Source organism: Actinomyces viscosus (assembly GCF_900637975.1).
In the GTDB taxonomy this organism is placed as follows: Bacteria; Actinomycetota; Actinomycetes; order Actinomycetales; family Actinomycetaceae; genus Actinomyces; species Actinomyces viscosus.
On the sequence record NZ_LR134477.1, the window covers coordinates 2,516,477 to 2,536,552 of the forward strand.

The 20,076-nt window shown below is 70.0% G+C and carries 13 protein-coding genes and 3 pseudogenes; 5 read left to right on the top strand and 11 right to left on the bottom strand.

The window, feature by feature from the left end:
• The first annotated feature begins 527 nt into the window (after window positions 1–527).
• Window positions 528–1,973, top strand: a complete 1,446-nt coding sequence (gene purB / locus EL340_RS10775) for an adenylosuccinate lyase (RefSeq protein ID WP_126414569.1) — start codon at window positions 528–530, stop codon at window positions 1,971–1,973.
• Between the two features lie 784 nt (window positions 1,974–2,757).
• Here purB and EL340_RS15515 read toward each other — a convergent pair.
• Window positions 2,758–3,298 (bottom strand): annotated as a pseudogene (locus EL340_RS15515) (integrase core domain-containing protein); the annotation flags it as partial.
• A 267-nt stretch (window positions 3,299–3,565) separates the two neighbouring features.
• Here EL340_RS15515 and EL340_RS15985 point away from each other — a divergent pair.
• Together EL340_RS15985 and EL340_RS15990 are read left to right on the top strand one after the other, a co-directional pair.
• Window positions 3,566–3,877, top strand: a pseudogene (locus tag EL340_RS15985) (transposase); the annotation flags it as partial.
• 64 nt (window positions 3,878–3,941) lie between these two features.
• Entirely contained in the window at window positions 3,942–4,712 is a 771-nt protein-coding gene (locus EL340_RS15990; RefSeq protein ID WP_408608546.1) for an IS256 family transposase, read from the top strand.
• A gap of 30 nt (window positions 4,713–4,742) precedes the next feature.
• Here the strand turns inward: EL340_RS15990 and EL340_RS16035 are convergent.
• Window positions 4,743–5,342, bottom strand: a pseudogene (locus tag EL340_RS16035) (IS1634 family transposase); the annotation flags it as partial.
• 114 nt (window positions 5,343–5,456) lie between these two features.
• Here EL340_RS16035 and EL340_RS10810 point away from each other — a divergent pair.
• Window positions 5,457–6,722, top strand: a complete 1,266-nt coding sequence (locus EL340_RS10810; protein WP_232023027.1) for an integrase catalytic domain-containing protein — start codon at window positions 5,457–5,459, stop codon at window positions 6,720–6,722.
• A gap of 112 nt (window positions 6,723–6,834) precedes the next feature.
• Here the strand turns inward: EL340_RS10810 and EL340_RS10815 are convergent, their stop codons facing one another.
• Window positions 6,835–7,326, bottom strand: coding sequence for a transposase (locus tag EL340_RS10815; protein ID WP_408608587.1), 492 nt, complete (start codon window positions 7,324–7,326; stop codon window positions 6,835–6,837).
• Window positions 7,327–7,995: 669 nt separating this feature from the next.
• Here EL340_RS10815 and EL340_RS10820 point away from each other — a divergent pair.
• Window positions 7,996–9,534 (top strand): IS1634 family transposase, encoded by a 1,539-nt coding sequence (locus tag EL340_RS10820; protein WP_126413381.1) that lies wholly within the window; start codon window positions 7,996–7,998, stop codon window positions 9,532–9,534.
• Window positions 9,535–9,740: 206 nt separating this feature from the next.
• On the opposite strand, the gene EL340_RS10825 is transcribed toward EL340_RS10820, so the two are convergent.
• From EL340_RS10825 to EL340_RS10865, 8 genes are all read right to left on the bottom strand, one after another.
• A complete protein-coding gene (locus tag EL340_RS10825) occupies window positions 9,741–10,916 on the bottom strand; it encodes a thiopeptide-type bacteriocin biosynthesis protein (RefSeq protein ID WP_126414572.1) in 1,176 nt (391 codons plus the stop codon).
• The gene (locus tag EL340_RS10830; protein ID WP_408608547.1) at window positions 10,913–13,552 is read right to left on the bottom strand and encodes a lantibiotic dehydratase; all 2,640 of its coding nucleotides are present in this window, start codon (window positions 13,550–13,552) and stop codon (window positions 10,913–10,915) included. The genes EL340_RS10825 and EL340_RS10830 overlap by 4 nt, the downstream gene beginning before the upstream one ends.
• Window positions 13,549–14,748, bottom strand: a complete 1,200-nt coding sequence (locus EL340_RS10835; RefSeq protein WP_126414573.1) for a PqqD family protein — start codon at window positions 14,746–14,748, stop codon at window positions 13,549–13,551. Before EL340_RS10835 ends, EL340_RS10830 begins: the two co-directional genes overlap by 4 nt.
• Window positions 14,749–14,846: 98 nt before the next feature.
• Window positions 14,847–15,050: a thiocillin family RiPP gene (locus EL340_RS10845; protein ID WP_126414575.1), complete on the bottom strand. Its 204-nt coding sequence runs from the start codon at window positions 15,048–15,050 to the stop codon at window positions 14,847–14,849.
• 208 nt (window positions 15,051–15,258) lie between these two features.
• On the bottom strand, window positions 15,259–16,023 hold the full coding sequence (locus EL340_RS10850; protein ID WP_126414576.1) for a hypothetical protein: 765 nt from the start codon (window positions 16,021–16,023) through the stop codon (window positions 15,259–15,261).
• Window positions 16,013–17,821, bottom strand: coding sequence for a TOMM precursor leader peptide-binding protein (locus tag EL340_RS10855; protein WP_126414577.1), 1,809 nt, complete (start codon window positions 17,819–17,821; stop codon window positions 16,013–16,015). The genes EL340_RS10850 and EL340_RS10855 overlap by 11 nt, the downstream gene beginning before the upstream one ends.
• A gap of 1 nt (window position 17,822) precedes the next feature.
• Window positions 17,823–18,575: a cyclodehydratase gene (locus EL340_RS10860; protein WP_126414578.1), complete on the bottom strand. Its 753-nt coding sequence runs from the start codon at window positions 18,573–18,575 to the stop codon at window positions 17,823–17,825.
• 60 nt (window positions 18,576–18,635) lie between these two features.
• On the bottom strand, window positions 18,636–20,000 hold the full coding sequence (locus EL340_RS10865) for a YcaO-like family protein (protein WP_126414579.1): 1,365 nt from the start codon (window positions 19,998–20,000) through the stop codon (window positions 18,636–18,638).
• Window positions 20,001–20,076: the final 76 nt, after the last annotated feature.

Genomic DNA, 20,076 nt, shown 5'->3' on the forward strand with positions numbered 1-20,076 from the left:
GCACACATCACTCCAGGTAGCCATTACTCACTCCAGCCCCGCCAGTGACGCAGTGCGCCTACCCCGGCCGGGACCGGGCCCAGTGGATACCAGCGCCTGAGCCCCACTGGACACGCCCTGGTCATTGGCCTGATGAACCGCCGCTAGGGGCGCGCACACCGTCCAGTGATGACGACAACGCCGCCAAGTCACCCCACACCAGGTGAAGATCCGCCACCAGCAGCACCTCCAGAATCAAGCATTATCGGACGACCAACCTCTCCGGCGCCGGACGAACGGGAACCTGAGCTCGCTCCACGACCCCCCGGAGAACACTTCGTGACTTTATCGTGATAATCAGCAACGAACGTTCAGAACTGCCTACCGTTTCCGGATCCCCTCATCCCGGGTTCCCAACCCGGGCGCGTCCTCCACGCGACACGATCGCGACGTACCGGGACCGGAGCCGAATGACTCCTCCGCGGTGATTCAGGGCCCCTCCGGCTCCACCTCGCAGGGGCCGGCAGCAACCTGCCACAATGAGCGGCATGGTCGATCTCTCCACCGTCTCCCCCGCCATCGCCCTGGGCCCACTGGACGGCCGCTACCGCGCCGTCGCCGCCCCACTGGTCAACCACCTCTCCGAGGCCGCCCTCAACCGTGCCCGCCTGCAGGTCGAGGTCGAGTGGCTCATCCACCTCACCGACGGCGGCGTCCTGCCCGGCGCCCCCCACCTGAGCGAGACGGAGAAGAACTACCTGCGCGGCGTCGTCGAGGACTTCGGGGCCGAGGCAATCGCCGAGCTCGGTGCCATCGAGGCCGAGACCCGCCACGACGTCAAGGCCGTCGAGTACCTGCTCAAGCGGCGCCTGGCCGCGGCCACCCAGGCCCACGGCGTCGTCGGCGCCGACAGCGGCCCCACCGTGCTGCCCGAGGTCGGCGAAATCGTCCACATCTTCTGCACCAGCGAGGACATCAACAACCTCTCCTACGCCCTGACCATCCGCGCCGCCGTCGAGCAGGTCTGGCTGCCGGCCGCCCGCGGGCTGGTCGAGGACCTGGCCGCCATGGCCCACGAGTACGCCGACGCCGCCATGCTGGCGCGCACGCACGGCCAGCCGGCCACCCCCACGACGCTCGGCAAGGAGCTGGCGGTCCTGGCCTACCGGCTGCGCCGCCAGGTGCGCCGCGTCGAGGCCACCGAGTACCTGGGCAAGATCAACGGCGCCACCGGCACCTTCGGCGCGCACGTCGTCTCCGTGCCTGGCGCCGACTGGCAGGCCGTGGGCCGCGGCTTCGTGGAGCACCTGGGCCTGACCTGGAACCCGCTGACCACGCAGATCGAGTCTCACGACTGGCAGGCCGAGCTCTACTCCGACGTCGCCCGCTTCAACCGGATCGCCCACAACCTGGCCACGGACGTGTGGACCTACATCTCGCTGGGCTACTTCCACCAGCGCCTGAGCGCACAGGGCTCCACCGGCTCGTCGACCATGCCGCACAAGGTCAACCCGATCCGCTTCGAGAACGGCGAGGCCAACCTGGAGATCTCCTGCTCGCTGCTGGACACGCTGGCCGCCACCCTTGTCACCTCCCGCCTCCAGCGTGACCTCACCGACTCCACCACGCAGCGCAACGTGGGCGTGGCCCTGGGGCACTCGCTGCTGGCCGTGGACAACATCCGCCGGGGCTTGGCCGGGCTCGACGTCGACCGCGCCCGCCTGGAGGAGGACCTGGAGGCGACCTGGGAGGTGCTCGGCGAGCCCGTCCAGCAGGCGATGCGGGCGGCCGCCGTCGCAGGGGCGACGGGCATGGCCGACCCCTACGAGCGCCTCAAGGAGCTCACCCGCGGCAAGAAGGTCACGCCCGAGGGTATGCGCGAGTTCATCTCCGGGCTCGGCATGCCCGACGACGTCGAGGCGCGGCTGCTGGCCCTGACGCCCGCCACCTATACGGGCCTGGCCGCCGAGCTCGTCTCCCACCTGGACGACTGAAGGCCCGCAAGCAGATCAGACCGGGAACCGCCGGCCGGCCCGCGCACGACCCCCGACCCTCGCCGGGGCGAGGGTCAAGTTCGCTCAGAGCCTCAGCCCGACTATCAGACCTAGCACCACCCAAACTGCGCGGGGGGTTCGGAACCACTGGGCAGGGGTTGTGCGTACTGCACGAGGGCCGGCCTACTGTGTTGTCTCATGACTTCTGAGAGCTTCGGATGTCATGACATCTGAGACACTGGTTGGGCGGCATGCCGGAAGACCGTGCGGTACGCACCACGCCTGTCCAGCTCAGCCCCGCCCTCGTGCACATCGGCCGACTCGGCGCGGGAAAGGGCCCGGGCCCGGAACTGGGCGTTAACCATGACCCCCTGACCCCACACAGGTGCCAGAAGGGGCTAGGCAGGGAGGGCAAGACCGGCCCCAGGACGAGGACCTCCGGCCCCGCCCCCACGACCCCGCGGCGTCAGTCCCGCCAGCAGCCCAGTGTCCACCGCGCTGACATCAACGATCCCGCCATCGAAGCACCCGGTGAGGATCGTTGAAATGCTGCAGTATTTCCTCGACGTGCAGCGCCGATGTGGAGCTGATGTCAGCACCATGGACACCGACACCCGTCACGCCTCTTCCCTTCTGCCCCACCCTTGCCTTCCGGACCACCAGCCTGCCCCGGGCTCCCAGGGGGTCGGCAAGGTCGGTGGGTGAGGGTGTCTGAGCCGCTTTGATGGGGGTGGTGTGTCGCTGGGACGGGGGCCGCGGGCCCCGTAGGGACGATGAGTGGTGTCTAGTTGTACTTCCCTGTGAGGTTGTGAACGCGGCTGGCGGGGGTTTGGCCGTCCAGGGCGGTGTGGGGTCGGTGGTGGTTGTAGTGGTGGAGCCAGGTCTGGTAGGCGGCCTCGCGCTGGGTCTGGCTGGTGTAGGTGTGAGCGTAGGCCCACTCATGGGTCAGAGTACGGTTAAAGCGCTCGACCTTGCCGCCTGTCTGGGGCCGGTAGGGGCGGGTGTAGCGGTGCTTGACGCCGGCTGCGGACAGGACCTGGTTAAAGGGCCCGTGAGCGGTAGCAGGCCCCGTTATCGGTCATGACAGCCTGGACGGTGACGCCCAGGTCCTTGAAGAACGCGTTGGCGCGCTGAAAGAACCCGGCAGCGGTCTCCTTGCGCTCATCATCGAGGATCTCGGAGTAGACCAGGCGCGAGTAGTCGTCTATCGCGTGGTGGATGTACCGATAGCCTCCCACCGGGCTACCCCGACGGCGGGTGCGGGTCTTGGCGCGGTCCGCGGCCAGGGCGGGAGCTGAGCCCCGTCCGTGAGCGCGCCAGCCCCCCGCCGTCGAGCGTGTTCAATGGTTTGTGTAGGCCCCTCCGTTGGAAGGACTGACACTGATGACTGCTACTGATGATGACAACAGGGCTCCTGCTGGTGGGCGGGATGTGGTTGACCAGCTGCGCTCGGCTGGGGCTCTGGATGGCTTGTTTGAGCAGATTGATTCCGGGCAGGTGAGCATGACCGGGGCTGATGGCCTGCTGCCTGCTCTGGTCAAGGAGGCTCTGGAGAGGGGGCTGGCCGCTTGGCTTGAGCGAGCACCTTGGCTATGAAAAGGGCGAGTCGACCGCCCAGGCGCGCGGCAACGCCAGGAACGGGACCACGCCCAAGACGGTGGACTCTGAGGTGGGGCCCTTCGAGACCTGTGGTGCCTCGGGACCGGGCCGGGACCTTCACGCCGCGCCTGGTGCGTAAGGGCCAGCGTCGTCTGGACGGCCTGGATGCGATGATCATCAGCTTGTATGCCGGTGGAATTGAGAAGTGCGCGACATCCAGCACCACCTGGCCTCCACGCTCAGTGTGGAGCTGTCCGCGGGGACCATTTCGAGGACCCGCCGACGCGGTAGCCGATGCTGTCCTGGAGTGGCAGCGCCGCCCGCTGGAGGAGTTCTACCCGGTGATCTACCTCGACGCGATCCGGGCCGATGGTCCGCGTCAATCACCGGGTCGCCTCCCGCTCGGCCCATATCGCGGTCGGGGTGGACATGGACGGGATCAAGCACGTGCTGGGGATCTGGGTCCAGGCCGAGGAAGGAGCCTCCTTCTGGGCGCATGTGTGCGCCGAGCTGGCCAACAGAGGCGTGAGCGACGTGCTGATCGTGTGCTGCGACGGGCTGACGGGCCTGCCCGAGGCGATCGAGGCGACCTGGCCCCAGGCGACGGTCCAGACCTGCGTGGTCCACCTGATCCGGGCCTCGATGCGGTTCGTGTCCTACGGGGACCGCAAGAAGGTCGCCGCCGCTCTCAAACCCATCTACACCGCCCCGAGCCAGGAGGCCGCTTGGCAAGCCCTGACCGACTTCTCTGAGTCCGATCTGGGGGTCAAGTACCCCCAGACGGCGGCGACCTGGGAGCGGGCCTGGGAAAGGTTCATCCCGTTCCTGGACTTCCCGCCGATGCTCAGGCGCGTCATCTACACCACCAACAGCATCGAGTCGCTGAACTACCAGCTGCGCAAGGTCACCAAGAACCGCGGCCACTTCCCCAGTGATGAGGCGGTGGTCAAGCTGCTGTGGCTGGCGATCTGCGACATCGAGGACAAACGAGCCCGAGAACGCGACAAGGAGAAAGGACTGCCAGCATCCAAGCGCAAAGCCAAGGGCAAGCTCGTCGAAGGACAGATCACCACCGACTGGAACAAGGCCCTGGCCCAGCTCACCACCACCTACCCCAACCGAATCAACCCCTACCTGTAAACCGCTTACACAGAAAACTGGACAGGCCCGATCGTCCTCCTTCTCGGCCTCGAAATAGAGGGTGGTCACGTCGTACAGGCACAGCGCCAGACCCCCACCAGTGTTGGTGACGTGCTCGAACAAGGCCCCAGAGATGCTCTCACGGTAGCCCCGCTCAACGCAGCGCCCCAGGGAGCGGAACAAGGTCCGCACGGTGACCGGCTCCAGGCCCAGGTCACTGAGCACCCGGGGGACCTGGGCCTTGGAGGTCGGCTCGATCAGACGAGCGGCGACCATCTGCTCAAAGGCCCGATCACCCCCAGTGGCGTCCCTCAGCCCCAGACGGGTGTAGGAGTCGTGCAGGACCTCCCACAACAACCTGGAGTGCTTGGACTCCACCGTGGTCCTGGCCAGATTGGTGTGTCCCGGTGCCGGTTCCAGGGACTCCAGGTCCAGCAGCCCCTGGCCCTGCCAGGCGGCGATCCTCTGCCGACCGGCCTCCAGCAGGGCCTCCAGCTCCGTCTCGTCGTGGGCTGAGCCCAGGTGCTCCACGATCCGGCGCACACCACCGGACTTGGACACGATCTGAACGGCCGTGGCCCCTGAGGCTGTCCTGACCTTGCGCACAAACGGGCTCCACCAGCCCACCATACGGGCTCTTAGTGCCCCACCACCAGACCCCGACGAGACTCATGAAGGATGCCCGCGTAAGAGGCTCGGTGCCTCATGTAGGACTGCCCGCGAAGCTCGTGGACCGTGGTGGGCATGGGAAGTGGGTTGTCGATGCAGGCCAGGGCCGAGATCACGGGAAAGTACGCCAGGGTGTACACGAGGGCGTCGAAGAAGGACAAGGGACGGATCCTTGATGAGGTCTGCGCAGTCACTGGCTGGAGTCGGGACAACGCGCGCCGACGCCTGGTGGCCGCAGCCAAGCGCCCACCGGGTCGCCGAAAGTCGGCGGAGCGAAGGGCTAGAGCCCGCAGGTACTCCTACGACGCCTTGAAGGTGCTCCAGCGAGTGTGGGCCGCCAGCGGCGGGCAGTGCGGCAAGTACCTCAAGGAGTCCATGCCGCTGCTGCTGGACCTGCTGGAGGCGAGCGGTGAGCTCGACGACGAGCCGCGCTACACCCCAGCCGTCAGAGACGAGCTGGTGGCCATGAGCGCGGCGACCATTGACCGCTACCTCGCCCCGGTGCGGGCTACCGAGCAGCTGCGGGGCAAGTCGACGACCAAGGCCGGTCCGTTGCTGCGCAGCTCCATCAAGATCCGCAAGGCCGGTGACGAGATCGAGGCTGAGCCTGGGTTCTTCGAGGTCGACACCGTCGCCCACTGCGGGCCGACCCTCAAAGGAGAGTTCACCCGGACTGTGAACATGACCGACGCGCTCACGGGGTGGACCTTCACTCGCTCAATCCGAAACAACGCTGAGAAGCACATCATCTCCGCCCTGGACGCCGCCGTGGGATGCGTCCCGTTCCCCGTTTTGGGCATGGACTTCGATAACGGCTCAGAGTTCATCAACCACAGCGTGGTGCGCTGGGCCGGGGACTTGGACATCTACTTCACCCGCTCACGCCCCTACAGGAAGAACGACCAGGCCACCATCGAGTCGAAGAACAACCACCTGGTGCGCCGCTACGCCTTCTACTACCGCTACGACACCAGCGAGGAGCGCGAGGTCCTGGGCCGTCTCTGGGAGCAGGTCAACGTCAAGCTCAACTTCCTGACCCCCACCCGCAAGCCCATCGGATGGGGCACCGATAAGGCCGGCAGGCGCAAGCGCCTCTACGACGCTCCTCGTACCCCACTGGACCGGCTGCTGGACACCAGCGCCCTGACCAAGGCCCAGAAGACTGACCTGGTCTCGTACCGCAACCAGCTCAACCCCGCCTCTATCACCCGCCGCATCATCGAGCTCCAGGACGTTCTCATCCGCCTGGCCAAGGACAAGACCGACCAGCTCTACCTCGCCCAGATCCCAAGCATCCTGCCCGACGTCCACAAAGGCGTACGAGTCAGGAAAGCCTCCTAACCACCCCTCAACCTGGCGGGCATTCCTACATGAGGCACCGAAGACACTTCGCGGGCACCTTGACATGAGGCACCCCGGACACTAACACCCTGACACACGTCAGCATGGATTGTTACGACATATATAGCGGCTCTTCGTGTTTGAGGGTGTGGTAGGCGGGGCCTGTCGTCGGGTTTAGGTGGTTGCTGTTAGGTGGTCTTTGAGGCGTCCGGCGTGGATGAGGCTGCGGATGGTGTAGCTGGCCAGGTTGCGGAAGCCCAGGGCGATGCCGCGTAGGTGCTCCAGGCGTCCGTTGATCGCTTGGCGTGGGGCCGTTGGAGGTACGGGGGCAGTCGAAGTAGGCCAGGATGTCCTGGCTGCGGCTGGTCAGGGTTCTGGCCAGGGTCTGGATCTCCTCCAGCTCGTTGGGGATGGCCTGCCTCAGGGAGTCGATGAGCCGTTGCATCAGGTACTTTCCCAGGCCCGGGTCCTCGGTGCGGTAGGCCTGGATCAGGCGCTGGTAGACACCCCAGGAGGCCTTCACCGCAGCGTGGTGCTCGCCGGCGAGCAGAACCTCGAGACGCCTGGCCTGGGTGTCGATGAGCAGGTTGGCTCCGGTGTGCAGGGTGCGCCTGGGCGAAGGGCAGGCTCGATCAGAGCCTCAGCCCGACTATCAGACCTGACACCACCCGAACTGCACGAGGGTCGGGATCCACGGGCAGAGGGTCGGGTGTACTCCACAGAGTCCGGGGGTTCGTGCAGTACGCACAACCCCCGACCAATACACCCCCACCCTCGTGCAGTAGGCCGCTCTGAAGAAGACCCGGCTCAGATCATCATCGAAACACGACCTCTGGGGCCCCTGCGCGAGCGCCGGAAGGGGTCAGGCAGGGACCGGTGGGTGCCCCCGAGGTGAGAGAACCTGGATGCGCCGCCAAGACCCTGGCGGACTCACTCCCCGCACAGCCAAGTGTCCACAGCGCTGACATCAGCGCGCCAGCCGTCGAAGCGCCTGACACAGAACGTTGGAATCCCGGGGTTTCTTCTCAGGCTGGGAGGTCAGCGCAGTGTTGATGTCAGCACCGTGGACACTTCCAGTCCTTCATCGACACTCATGGCCGCTCATCGACACTTTCGGGCCCTTCATGAACACCTTCATCGACACTTAATGGACACTTTCGGGCCCTTCATCGACCTGACTTGGCTCATTGCGGGGTGGTTGGGTCGCTGGGGGTGTGGTTGTGGTTGGGATTGTGCGGGTTGCGTGGGTGGGGGTGCGCACTAACGTGGGGGTATGAGTCCGTACGTTCGCGCGGTCAGGACGGCGTCGGGGGCCCGTGCGGTGCAGATCGTGTACTCCTCCCGCAAAGGAGCCCGCAGCATCGAGCACATCGGCTCAGCCCATGACGATGCTGAGCTGGCGGCGCTTAAGGAGGTCGCCAGGCAGCGTCTCAACGCTGGCCAGCTCGGCCTTGACCTGCCGGGCCTGAACGGTGCGGACGTCGGGGGAAAGGGACCGCAGGCGCTGGCTGGGGCCGGGCGCGTAGCGCCGATCACCTCCAACCGGATGGGAGTGCTCCTGGAGACGCTGGAAGCGGCTTGGAAGGCAGTGGGCCTGGACGGGCTCGGTGGTGCTGACGAGGTCTTCCGCCAGCTCGTTACCGCCAGGCTGATCGAGCCGACCAGCAAGCAGGACTCCCTGCGGGTCCTGGCCGAGGCAGGTCTGACGCCGGTGTCCTACGCCACGGTCAAGCGTCATCTGCCCCGCTACGCCGCTGAGGAGTTCACCCGGGGCCTGTCGCGCCTGCTGGCCGGACGCGCCCGCATCGACCGGGCCTCGCTGGTCCTGTTCGACGTGACGACCCTGTACTTCGAGACCGACAAGGCCGACGGTTTCCGCGAGCCAGGCTTCTCGAAGGAAAGACGCCTGGAGCCGCAGATCACGGTAGGGCTGCTCACCGACGAGACCGGGTTCCCTCTACGGGCCGAGGCCTTTGAGGGCAACAAGGCCGAGACCGCCACCATGATCCCGACGATCAACGACTTCATGAACGCCTACAACCTCGACGACGTGGTGGTCGTCGCCGACGCCGGGATGATCGGCGCCGCCAACAAGCAGGCCCTGGAGGCAGCCGGCCTGTCTTACGTGCTGGGCTCACGCACCTCACGCGTCCCCCACGTGATCAGCTCCTGGCACGACAGCCACCCCGACCAGGACGTCCCCGACGGGCTGACCCTGACCCAGCCCTGGCCCGCCGGAGCCAGCGACCAGCGCCGTGACGAGACCATCTGCTACCGCTACAGCGCCGACAGGGCCCGACGCACGCTACACGGGATCGACACCCAGGTCGCCAAGGCCGAGAAAGCCGTCGCAGGAAAGATCCCCGTCAAACGCAACCGCTTCGTGCACCTGTCCGGCGCCACCAGGAGCATCAACCGCGACCTGGAGACACGGGCCCGGACCCTGGCCGGGTGGAAGGGATACGTCACCAACCTGCCCAACCCCGACCCCGAGACGGTCATCGGTGCCTACCACCGCCTGTACAACATCGAGAAGTCCTTCCGCATGTCCAAGTCCGACCTGAGAGCACGCCCCATCTACCACCACCTGCGCCAGTCCATCGAGGCCCACCTGACCATCGTCACCGCCGCCCTGGCCATGGCCCGATGGCTGGAGAACACCACCGGCTGGTCCATCAGACGCCTGATCACCACCGCCCGCCGCTACCGCACCATCACCATCAACATCACCGGACACACCCTCACAGCCGCCGACCCACTCCCACCCGACCTCATCCAAGCCCTCAACAACATCCACCACGACACTAAATGAGCCAACTCAGGCAGTGTTGATGTCAGCACCGTGGACACTTCCAGTCCTTCATCGACACTCATGGCCGCTCATCGACACTTTCGGGCCCTTCATGAACACCTTCATCGACACTTAATGGACACTTTCGGGCCCTTCATCGACAATCAGGGCCCTCCTCGTGGACACTTCGGCGCGTTTCGAGGTTCAGGGGGCCAGGCGGCGCCCAGCTACCCGGCGGCGACCGAGGCCTGTGCCGGGGGCACGGCGCCCCCGGTCAGGAGCTGGCGGGCGCACAGCCCGGCGATACACTCCTCGGCCGGGTTGAGGCCAAGCCGGTTGACGTCGATGTGCAGCAGGTCCAGGGCCCGACGCCCGCCGGTGCCCGCACCCATGACACCAATGGCGCGCCCGGCGTCGTCGGCCAGCTCCCCCACGGCCGCAGCCGCCTGGCTCCAGGACGGGATCTCATCGAACTGGAACTCGATGACCTCCAGCAGCTGCTGAACGATCGGCCCCAGGGCGCTGCCGTCACGCAGGTGCGCGGGAAGCCGCGAACCCCACATCCGCAGGTGCGCGGAGAGCAGCTCAGCCTCGGGCAGCGGCGCGCTACGAGCCGCCAGCGCCAGGAACCGCGCCGCCAAGGCCGCCCGCGGTACTGGGCGCGGGATCTGCCAGACCTGGTGGTCCAGGCACCACCGGCTGGAGACGTAGAAGTGCCGCTCAGCCTCCTCCACGCCGGCCACACCCCCGTACTTGTCGTACTCGGGGCCGTAGACACCGAAGGCGATACCGGGCCGACTGGCGCCGATACCGCCGGTCAACGGGTCGGAGACGAGGCGCTCGACCGTGCGCACCTCGGCCCGCCGGGCGATGGCGTCGAGCTCGCGCATACTCGCGTAAGCCTCATCCAGGACACCCTCGACGGCCTTGAGCCGCAGCCGGACGTGGTGCCCGCGCAGGTCGACGAAGCGCAGGAAGTGCGCCGAGCGAATGTCCCACTGGCCGCGGGCCCGAGCCAGCCACTGGCCGATCTCGGGCAGCAGCTCGTCAGTGTCGTCCCCGCCGGCGCAGTAGATCCTCGCGTACAGCCAGCCGACGTCCTCGGCCTGGTTGACCAGCGCCGATCCCCGCTGACGCACCGAGCTGTGCTGGGCGCGCAGGCTGCCGAAATCGGCGGCGGCCATCTCCAGGGGCTGGATCCCCGGAATCGAGGCCCCCACCTGCGGGGTGGCGCCCCCGCCGCGACCGTCCGGGCCGCCCTGCCCGGACTGCCCGACCTGCTCAGCCTGCTCGCCTGCCCGGGCGCGCCCGCCCAGCCAGCGCAGGCGCCGGGAGCGGGTGAGCCGGCTGGGCTGGTTGCGCTGCTCGCGCCGGCTGGAGTGGGCGTCGTCATGCGTGCTCATGCCATGCCTCCCAGGTTCTTGGGCCACTGGAGCCCCACCAGGTACTCGGCCACCGTCGGCTCTCCGTCCCGCGTGAGCCCCAGGGCCTCACCGCGGGCCGGGAGGGCCTCGACGAAGCTGATGTGTGCGGCACCGGGATCGATCCAGCCCCGCAGCGCCAGCAGCGAGACCGGTGAGGACAGGTCCACGTAGCGAGGCTTGTGCTGGTCGAAGGTGGCGCCCTGGGAGGGCATGTGCTGGTGGACGAACACCTCCACCGGTATCCCCCACTGCTTGCGCAGGTCGTCCATGTGCAGCAGGGTCGTGGTCAGGTCGCGGTCCATGAGCGGGGCGATCTGGGAGGCGGGGAAGGTCCAGGACTCGCGGCGGGTCACCAGGCGCCCGGCCACGGCCCGCTCGGAGTGCAGGACCTCGTCGGGCAGGGGCCCCTTCAGGTCCCGACGACGGCTGGTCCAGTGGTCCGCGAACGGAGGCAGCCGGGACCACGGGTCGCTCAGCAGCACCAGCCAGGACAGGTAGCCGCCCAGGAGGTACTGGGGGGTCAGGCCCAGGTAGGCCACCCCCACGGGCCCGGCGTCGTCGGCCAGGAACAGGGTGCTCGTGGACGGGTCGTGGACGAGCCGCAGGGAGCTGAGGGGGACCGCCTCCGGCGCCCCCGGCTCACCGGGCAGACCCAGCGGCGGCAGGAGCCCGCAGGCGACGGCCTGGCCGGTGTTGCACTCGGTGCTGGCCTGGATCTCCAGGACCCGCTCGGTGCCCCAGGCGGTACGGATCCGCGAGGCCAGGCGCTCCCGGAAGCCGGAGCCCAGGAGCCGGTGGAAGCGGGCCTGGAGGGAACCGTTGGCGTTGGTGAAGGCGTTGACGACCGTGAGCCCCCCGCCGGCGGCGTAGGTCCGGGCGCTGGGGGCCACGGGCTGGAGGAAGGCGCCCAGGTGCCGCGGCGAGCCGGAGATCCCACCGGACAGGGCGGCGCGCTCGGCGTTAGGCCCGGCGGCGTAGTCGAGCCCGGCGGCGCGCAGCATCTCCTCGTCGCCGTCGGGGGCGTGGCCCAGGGTCATGAAGAAGGCCAGCGGGTCCTTGCACACCCCGCCGTTTCCGAACAGTGAGACGAAGCGGGCCACCATGAGGTCGTAGATGTGGGAGCGGGCCACCCAGGGGTCGGCGAGCTCGGCCAGGGTCTGCACGTCCTGGGAGAAGGGGGCGTCCTCGAGCGGATCGGGCCAGCTGCGGGCGGACTCGCGGTCCTCATAGAGGAAGCCGCTGGGCCGCTCGCCGAGCTCGCCGGCGGGGAAGACGCGCTCGGCCAGGCGCACCGTACGGTTGAGGAGCTCGGCGCGCGTGGGCCCGTCGGCAGCGCCGACGGCCTCGTCGAGCCGAGCCAGCCAGGCCAGGTCCTTGCCCCACTGACGCTGCTGGTCCGGTGAGAGCATGGCGGCCAGCAACGGAAAGGGGTTCTCCCCACGGTACCAGGGCACGCGCGGCACGACGGCGCCCGAGGCCAGCAGCCGCTCCAGGCGCAGGCGCGGGTCGGCACCGCCCACGCGCTCGCAGGCGTCGCGCACGCTGAGCACGGTGTGCATGCCGCCGCCGGTCAGGGCGTCGTGGGCCTCCTGGAGCCAGCGGGCGGGCTGGACGGTCTCCTGGCGGAAGACCATGCCGTTGCCGTACTCGTGCTCGCCGACGACGGTCAGCATCTCCGCCTCGTCCTCGCCGGGCGGGAACTGCCCGTAGGCGCCGGCCGAGCCTCGGCCAGGGGCGCTGACGGCCCGACGCACGGGGGCGGGCTCGAGGTGGAGGGCGCCGTCGGGGGCCAGGTCCTGGGCGGTGACGCTCAGGATGCGGTAGGCCAGGTGGGTCGCCACCATGCGGTGGCTGCGCCCGGCGGATGGCTGTCCCGCCTCGTTGACGGTGGTCAGTCCCGAGAAGGGGCTGGTCTTGAGGGCCGCCCGGGTGGCCAAGGTGTAGAGGGTGCGCAGCACGCGGGGGTCATCCATCCTGCGGCCGCGGGAGGCCAGGGTGGACACGAGGGCCGGGGCGGCGATCGCCAGGGCCTCCTGGTAACCGGGCTCGTCGAGGCCGGCCGCCAGCAGCTCACGGCTGCGGTCCAGGTCGACGTCGACGAGAACGGCCAGGCGCCCGCGGGTCTCCTCCTTGCGGGCCACCAGGGCGTCCCAGCGCTCCAGCAGGGCCCCGACCTCGCCCGGCAGGGCCGCCAGCACCTCGGCGGACAGGCCGGTGGCGCGCCCCTGGAAGACCCGGCGCTTGGCCCGCAGAACCAGGCGGCGCTCGGTCTTGGCCAAGGTGGGGATGAGCTCGTAGAGCGGGTCGAGCAGCTGGTTCGCGGCGCCGTCGAGCACCTCGTCGAGCCGGCGCAGGTACTCCAGGGTGCCGGTCACCGCGGCGCTGGTCTCGGGGACGGCCCGCACGGGCAGTCCTCCCAGGCGCACGAGGGTCGGCAGCGCCACGGCGGGCTGGTCCAGGGCCGGGGGCTCCGGGGCGGGTGCCGTCACCGTCTGCGGTGCGGCTGGGGACGGAGCGGATGGGACGGGCTCCCCGGGGGTCACGGCGGATGTGGGCTGCGGCTGTGGCTGTCGGGATGGGGAGGCACCGGCACGGGACAGAACCGGCTGCGTCATAGGAGGAAACCTTTCACGAGGGCGTACAGCCAGTAGCCTATCCATACAATGCTCATCACGAAGGCCAGGAGGCCGAGGAGACTGCACAGAAGCCCGTAGATGAAGTAGCCCCAGCGCACTGCGGGACGCATGATGGCCAGGCCCGGCGGCAGGGGCTGGCGCGACAGGACGCAGCGCAGGACGAACATGGAGCGCCCCCGCAGGTTGACCGAGCCGGTGGCCGCCTCGGCCGCGGCGACGCCGTCGGACTGGGTGAGGGGGTTGAGGTTGGTGACGAGCATCGTGAGCTGGAAGGCGCACAGGGTCAGGGCCACCTGGCGCACCATTCCCGAGGAGGCCCAGGCGACGGCCGCCTCCAGGCCGCACACGACGCCGTCGGAGAAGATGCCGGCCAGGGCCAGCATGGTCAGCCCGCGCCGGGAGCGCACCCGGTAGGAGTCGGTGCGGTCGACGTAGGCGATGGGGACCACCCAGAACATGAGCGCCACCCCCAGCCCGCGGATGGGGGTGCCCAGGTAGCCGGCGACGATGGCGTGCCAGGACTCGTGCAGCAGGATGCTCACCAGCTGGATCGCCACTGCCGTCACCACCACGAGGGCACCCGGGCGGGGGCCTCCGGCCAGGGAGCTCAGTGCCATGGCCCCGGCCGCGTACCCGCAGACGGCCAGCGCCAGGAAGACCCAGCTGAGCGCGCGGGCCGGGAGGTGCTGGAGCAGGGTGACGACGGGGGCGACGATCCGGTGGTACTTGCGGGCGATGATGATACGGGGCAGCCACCACCCCCCGCTGCGGCGGGGCTGCTCGACCTTGAGGTGGCGGGCCTGACGGGGCTGGGCGGTGTGGCGCCCGTGGGTGCGTCTGGTGCGCACGGGGGCCGCGGGGGTGGCTGGGGCGGGCTCGCTGCCCGCCAGGAGGCTCTTGTCGCGCAGGCTGTCGACCAGGCTCGTGATGCGCCTGGCGCCGGCCTCGTCGATGTCCTGGGGCAGCTCCTCGATGATGGTCGGCAGGGAGCGCACCCCGTCGAACTGGTTCACGATGAAGGCGGCGGCCGCCCCGAGCCGGTGGTACCTGCCCGAGTCGGAGTCGAACAGCATCGGCTGGTTGTCCGTCCCGACGATCAGGCTCACGCCGTGGCGCAGGCGCGGGATCGGGCTCGTCGGGGCACTAGTGCTGCTCATCGCCGTACTCATGCTCATCGTGGGGTCATGGCTCCCTCAAGTCGGTTCGCGGGGATCCGGGATGCCGCTGGTGGCGGGCAGGAGACACCGGTCTCCTGCCCGCCGCCATGGGGTCGTCAGCAGGACGTCGTCGACGCGCTGGCCGCACAGGCCGGGCACGAGGCCGAGGCCGCGCTGGCCGGGCACGAGGCCGAGGCCGCACAGGCAGGGCAGGACGCACTGGCGTAGCTGAAGGCGCAACCCAGGGCGTTGCCCTCGGGGAGCTCCTCGACGCCGAAGTCGCTGTCGGCGAGGGTGAGATCGATCGCGCTGTTCGTCATATGCTGTTCACCTCCTTCTCTATACGCATGTTGTCGGGCAGGAGCAGGGCCTGATCGGGCCCTGGGGGTCCGGCCTGCCGGGACCGGACCCCAAACCCCGCGAACGGGGTGGTCTGTAGTGCCCTACGACACGGTATGCAGTTCTGGCTCGCCTCCGGGCCGCTCTCGCAACCGGTGGGCCGACGGCGATCACGGGTGACGCCCCGGGCTAGCCGGACGCCGGGCTCACCCCGGGGGCGTCCGCCGGGTCGGCGGCTGGACTGGTCACAGGGCCGGCCACGGTGACGGCGAACATCTGGTGGCGGCTGACGCCGTCGGAGTCCAGCAGGTGGCGCACCGCGGAGGTGGCGAAGCCGGCGAAGACCGTCCCCACCAGCCCACGGGCGACAGCGCGCAGGTGGACGGAGTAGATGAGGGCCGCGCTGCGGCTCATGGTGAAGCGGTAGCCGGCCGCCCCGCCCCAGGTGTCGGCCTGATCGAGGTTGGCGGCCACCGAGACGATGGCGCCGGCGCGGGCGAACTCCTTCTGCACCGTCATGCCCTCGATGACGCCGGCCTCCGGCAGGGGACGGACGAGGTCGACGCCGTCGAGCCGCACCCGGTAGATGCCGGGGGAGGCCCCGCGCGGACGCAGGAGGAGGACGAAGGGCTCCAGGGGGCAGTCCACCGCGTCCTGGCCCCAGGTGCGCGCGTCGTCGGCCAGGGCGTCGCGGACCATGGCCATCAGGGCCTCGGCCTCCAGCGGCTCGGTGCCGTAGCTGGTGGACGACGAGCGACGCTCGAAGGTCTGGTGCAGGTCGTAGGGGTAGGCCGCCTGAGGGCCGGGACGGAGTGCATCCGGCACCTGGCAGCCCAGCGGCGGCCGCGGACGGCGCGCGGCCAGGCCGTCGGAGGTCGGCTCACCCGGGCGGGAGTCCGACCCGTCAGAGAAACCGCTGATGAGCTCCCGCAGCGTCTCGAAGTCAGTGCGCACGGCTACCTCCCAGGTCGATGACGATGCAGACCGGTTCGCGGGCCGGGTCGGTGCCCAGCGCCCGGGCGAGCCGCCGCTCGTCCCAGCGGGCCCGGGCGCGCAGCGCCACCCCCAGGGCGTCGGCCACGAGGCGGATGACCTCGAAGGAGCAGCCGCAGTCCTGGACCGCGATCCGCAGGGCGAAGGAGAAGTACTTGCGGGCCACCTTGTCGACGTTGCCGGTCAGGACGATCCGGGCGCCGACGCCGTCGGGCACCGCGCCCTCCGGATCGGGCTGCTCGTCACCGGGGGGCGGGCCGATGAGGGCCAGGGCGTGGTCGCGCTCGATGTAGACGTAGGTGCCCGGGGCCAGCTGCCCCTCAGCAGCGCCCTCCCCGGTCTCCCCGCCACCCGGGACGAGGACGTAGGCGGTCACCGAGCCGATGTTGCCGCCGGCGGCCGTCCAGCGGCGCAGCTTGGCGCTCAGCGGGGTCCGGTCGGCGGCGTCGGCCGCTCCCTGCTGCTCGGGCTCGGCGGGCTCAGGGCCCAGCGGCTCGCGCACGCCGACCGACAGCGCCAGGATCGTGGCGAGCTCGCCCAGGGTGGGGTGGGCGACGTCGGGCTCGCTGCTGTCCTCGCTGATCGGGTGCACGACGGGCCAGGGCTGGTCGAGGCGGCTCAGGTCGGCTGGCGGGAGCGGGGTGCGCGGGCAGACCGGCCAGTCGCGGAACTCGCGCTGGAGACGCAGGTTGGAGGGCTTGTAGTGCTGCTGGTGGCCCTTGGAGTCCACGAAGGCCGCCGGCGGGATGGCCACGGACTGCTCGTAGCGGGCGCCCACGGGGGCCGACGGCGCCACCGGCACCGGGTTCTCGCCCTGACCGGCGACCGAGCAGACGGGGCAGCCGGGGCGGGAGACGACTGGGTGGTCGGAGTAGGTGAAGGTGGCCAGGTCCGTGCGCCGGGCGTCCCCGGGCAGGTGGGTGACGGTGGCGCGGGCGATGAGGGCGGCCACGGCCCGGGCGGCCAGGCCGATGACGATGTCACGGCGGGCGGCGCCGGGGCGGGGGCCGAGCTCGGGCTCGTCGGCGCTCGCGCAGGCCAGGCACGGTGAGAAGCTCTCGTCGACGTAGGGGCCGACCGTCACCGCCTCCTGCTCGGCGCGCACCCGCAGCAGCGGGATCCCGGCCTCGCGGCACCGGCGCGCCACCTCCTCGGAGCGGTCGGCACACTCGCGGGTCTCGACGAGGACGACAAGGGTGTCCCCCCGGCGGGGCGCGCCGTCGAGCCGGACGTCGGGCAGCGTGGGCTCCAGGGCCGCGACCATCTCGCCGGCCAGCTCGGTGTCCCCGACGACGGCGACCCGGGCGGCGGCCAGGCGACGGGCGGCGTCCTGCCAGGAGTCGTTGACCCCGGTGGAGTCGCCCAGGCGCGACAGGAGGCGCGACAGCTCGGGTGCCGGGTCTGCGGGGGCGGGCTCGGTGTCCCCCTCCTCGACGATGCCGCCGGTCCACAGCAGGGAGACGGCCTCGAAGGCGGCCTGGGGGCCGATGCCGGTGACCTCGCCGATCTCGTCGAGGGTGCGGGTGCCGTCGCAGGCCTCGAGCAGGGGCCCCATGTGCTCGCGGGCGAAGGCCCCGCCCAGGACCTGGCTCTTTCGGGCGCCGTCGACGACCCAGCCGCCCTCGTCGGGCCGGGCGCGCAGGCCCAGGCGGACCACCGGCTTGCGGGGGATGCGGAACTGCAGGTCGCGGCGGGCGGCGCGGCCGACGTCGCCGGCGCGCATGACGGAGCTTGTGGTGCTTCCAGCGTCCCCGGCCATCTCAGGCCACCTCCCTACGGCGTTCGGGCAGAAGGGCCGCGAGCGCGGGCAGTCCGTCGCGGCGCCCCTCGTAGCGGCCCGAGCAGGTCTCGCAACGGTCCACGGCCACGGTCCGCGAGCAGGTGGTGATGCCCGAGACGAGGTCGATGGTCCATACCTGGCCGCCGATCTCCGGGGGCTCCTCGCCGCCCGCGGCGTTCGCTGTGTCCGCAGTATCTGCTGTGTCCGCTGGGGCCGCCGTGTCGGCACTGTCCGCCGTCTGCCGGTCGAGGGCCTGGAGGGCCAGTGCGATGAGTCCGGCGGCCAGGACCACGTGGTGGTGGGCGTAGGCCTGCTCCAGCGGGCCGAGCTCGGCGGCCACCTCCGTCGGCAGCGGGCGGTAGCCGTGCTGGCGGCGGCGGCGGTCGTAGCAGCGGTAGCAGGCGCTGCGGCCGGGGACCACGAGTGGTCCGCAGCGCAGCTCGGTGGGGAAGAGCTCCACTCCGAGCGAGGGCATGCCCCGGGTGAAGGACAGGGTGTCGAGGTCCTCGCGCAGGCCGGTCTGGTCGGGATCCGCGATGAGCACGGCCCGCTCGGCGTAGGGGACGTAGGCGCTGACCAGCCCCTGGTCGACCGGTACGACGACGTCGCCAGGCCCGGCCAGCCGCGCGACGACGGCGCGCGCGAACCCGCCCTGGGGCAGATAGGCCGTCACCGGCCCCGAGGGGGCCTGCGGGGCCGGCTGCGCAGCGGGTGCGGGCGACGTCGTGCTCATGGCGGTTCGGGGCTCCTCGGATGGTGACGTGGGCAGCGTGGTGGACAGCGGTGACATGACTCAGGCGAAGGGCTGGCGGACGGGGTTGATCCCGGCCTCGTCGTGGACGGTCAGGCCCATGGCCCGGGGGGCCTCGTAGAGGCGGGGGGTGGCCAGGTAACGGGCGTGGTGGCTGAAGGACAGGGGCATGGCCTGCGGGATGAGGGCCTTGATGACGTGCATGCCGACCTGGCGGGCCTCGTCGGTGGTGATGTCGACGACGATCGCCTCGGCGCCGGCCCGCTCCAGGTTGGAGACGACCTGCGCGAGTGGGTCGGCGGTGTCGGTGCCGGCCGACGGCGCCCCCAGGGTGCCGATCTCGTTCAGGCCGTGGACGGGCCGCTCCCCCTCCAGGAGGAAGTCGAAGATGTGGCGCATGGACAGGTCGGCGTCGGCCAGGGCTCCGCCGACCACGGTGAGGTCCTGACCCTTGATCTCCTGGGCACGCGGGCCGCGGGCGTGGCTGCGCAGGGCGATGCGCAGGGAGGCGAGCTCCCGGTAGATCTTGGCCAGCGCCCGCTGCGGGTCGATGTCGCAGGTGGCGGCCACCACCTGGGCCAGCTCGGGGTCGACCTGGGAGGTCTGGACGGCGTAGAGGGTGGGGACGCCGTAGTCGGTGGTGGCGTCGAACAGGTGGGTCCTCAGCTCGGTGGAGGTGCCGACCCGGTGGTACTCGGCGGCCGCCTCGTCCAGGGCGTCGGGGTCGACGGCGACCGCGGGCAGGCGCAGGCGCTGCAGCCAGGTCAGGGCGATGGAGTCGCGCTCGATGACCTCGAGCAGCCCGCCCAGGACCGCCTCGCGCAGGTCGGAGTGCGCGGCCGTGCCGGTGGAGATGGGGTTGACGAACTGCTCGGAGGGGGTGCGTACCGGGAAGTTGAGGTAGACCAGGACGGCCGGGACGAAGACCTCCCGGCCCCGGGTCAGGGACCAGCCGCGCACCCATCGCATCGGGACGCGGGGGTCCGAGGCGATGAGCCCGCAGTCGGGGTCGGCCAGCTCGGTGGCCGAGCACGCCGGCCAGTGCTCCGGTCCGATCGCGGCCTCGCCGAGACCGGCGGGGGTGTCCCACACCAGCTCCTCCTCCGTCCATGAGCAGCTGGAGTAGCGTTCCATCGTCTCCACGATCGCGATGTGTCTGGCGCGATCGGCGTCGATGGCCCCGCCGGCCCCGTCGAAGTTGCCCGTCTCGGCACGGTGATTCCAGCTGCGCTGTGACCTCAGCGCCTCAGATGGATCACCCAGAAGACCGGTCCAGATCGCGAAGACCGGCTCTCCGGCCGCTTGGGGCAGCTCGGTGGAACGGGAAACCAGGCCGAAGGGCGACTCGAGGAACGCAGCGCGAGCCAGCGATGGCGCCACACCCTCTATGAGCGCAGAGCGGTACACGGACCCTCCTTCCTGGGAACGACAGAGGAGGCACACTTGGGGGAAGTGCCGTTGGCGAAGAGCCTGCCCGAAGCCG

Coding starts and splice junctions, on each gene's coding strand:
- EL340_RS10855 (WP_126414577.1), bottom strand. CDS start 17,821: ATGGCCGGGGACGCTGGAAGCACCACAAGCTCCGTCATGCGCGCCGGC.
- EL340_RS10845 (WP_126414575.1), bottom strand. CDS start 15,050: ATGACGAACAGCGCGATCGATCTCACCCTCGCCGACAGCGACTTCGGC.
- EL340_RS10860 (WP_126414578.1), bottom strand. CDS start 18,575: ATGAGCACGACGTCGCCCGCACCCGCTGCGCAGCCGGCCCCGCAGGCC.
- EL340_RS10820 (WP_126413381.1), top strand. CDS start 7,996: ATGAGTCCGTACGTTCGCGCGGTCAGGACGGCGTCGGGGGCCCGTGCG.
- EL340_RS10830 (WP_408608547.1), bottom strand. CDS start 13,552: ATGACGCAGCCGGTTCTGTCCCGTGCCGGTGCCTCCCCATCCCGACAG.
- EL340_RS10835 (WP_126414573.1), bottom strand. CDS start 14,748: ATGAGCATGAGTACGGCGATGAGCAGCACTAGTGCCCCGACGAGCCCG.
- EL340_RS10810 (WP_232023027.1), top strand. CDS start 5,457: ATGGGAAGTGGGTTGTCGATGCAGGCCAGGGCCGAGATCACGGGAAAG.
- EL340_RS10825 (WP_126414572.1), bottom strand. CDS start 10,916: ATGAGCACGCATGACGACGCCCACTCCAGCCGGCGCGAGCAGCGCAAC.
- purB (WP_126414569.1), top strand. CDS start 528: ATGGTCGATCTCTCCACCGTCTCCCCCGCCATCGCCCTGGGCCCACTG.
- EL340_RS15990 (WP_408608546.1), top strand. CDS start 3,942: ATGGTCCGCGTCAATCACCGGGTCGCCTCCCGCTCGGCCCATATCGCG.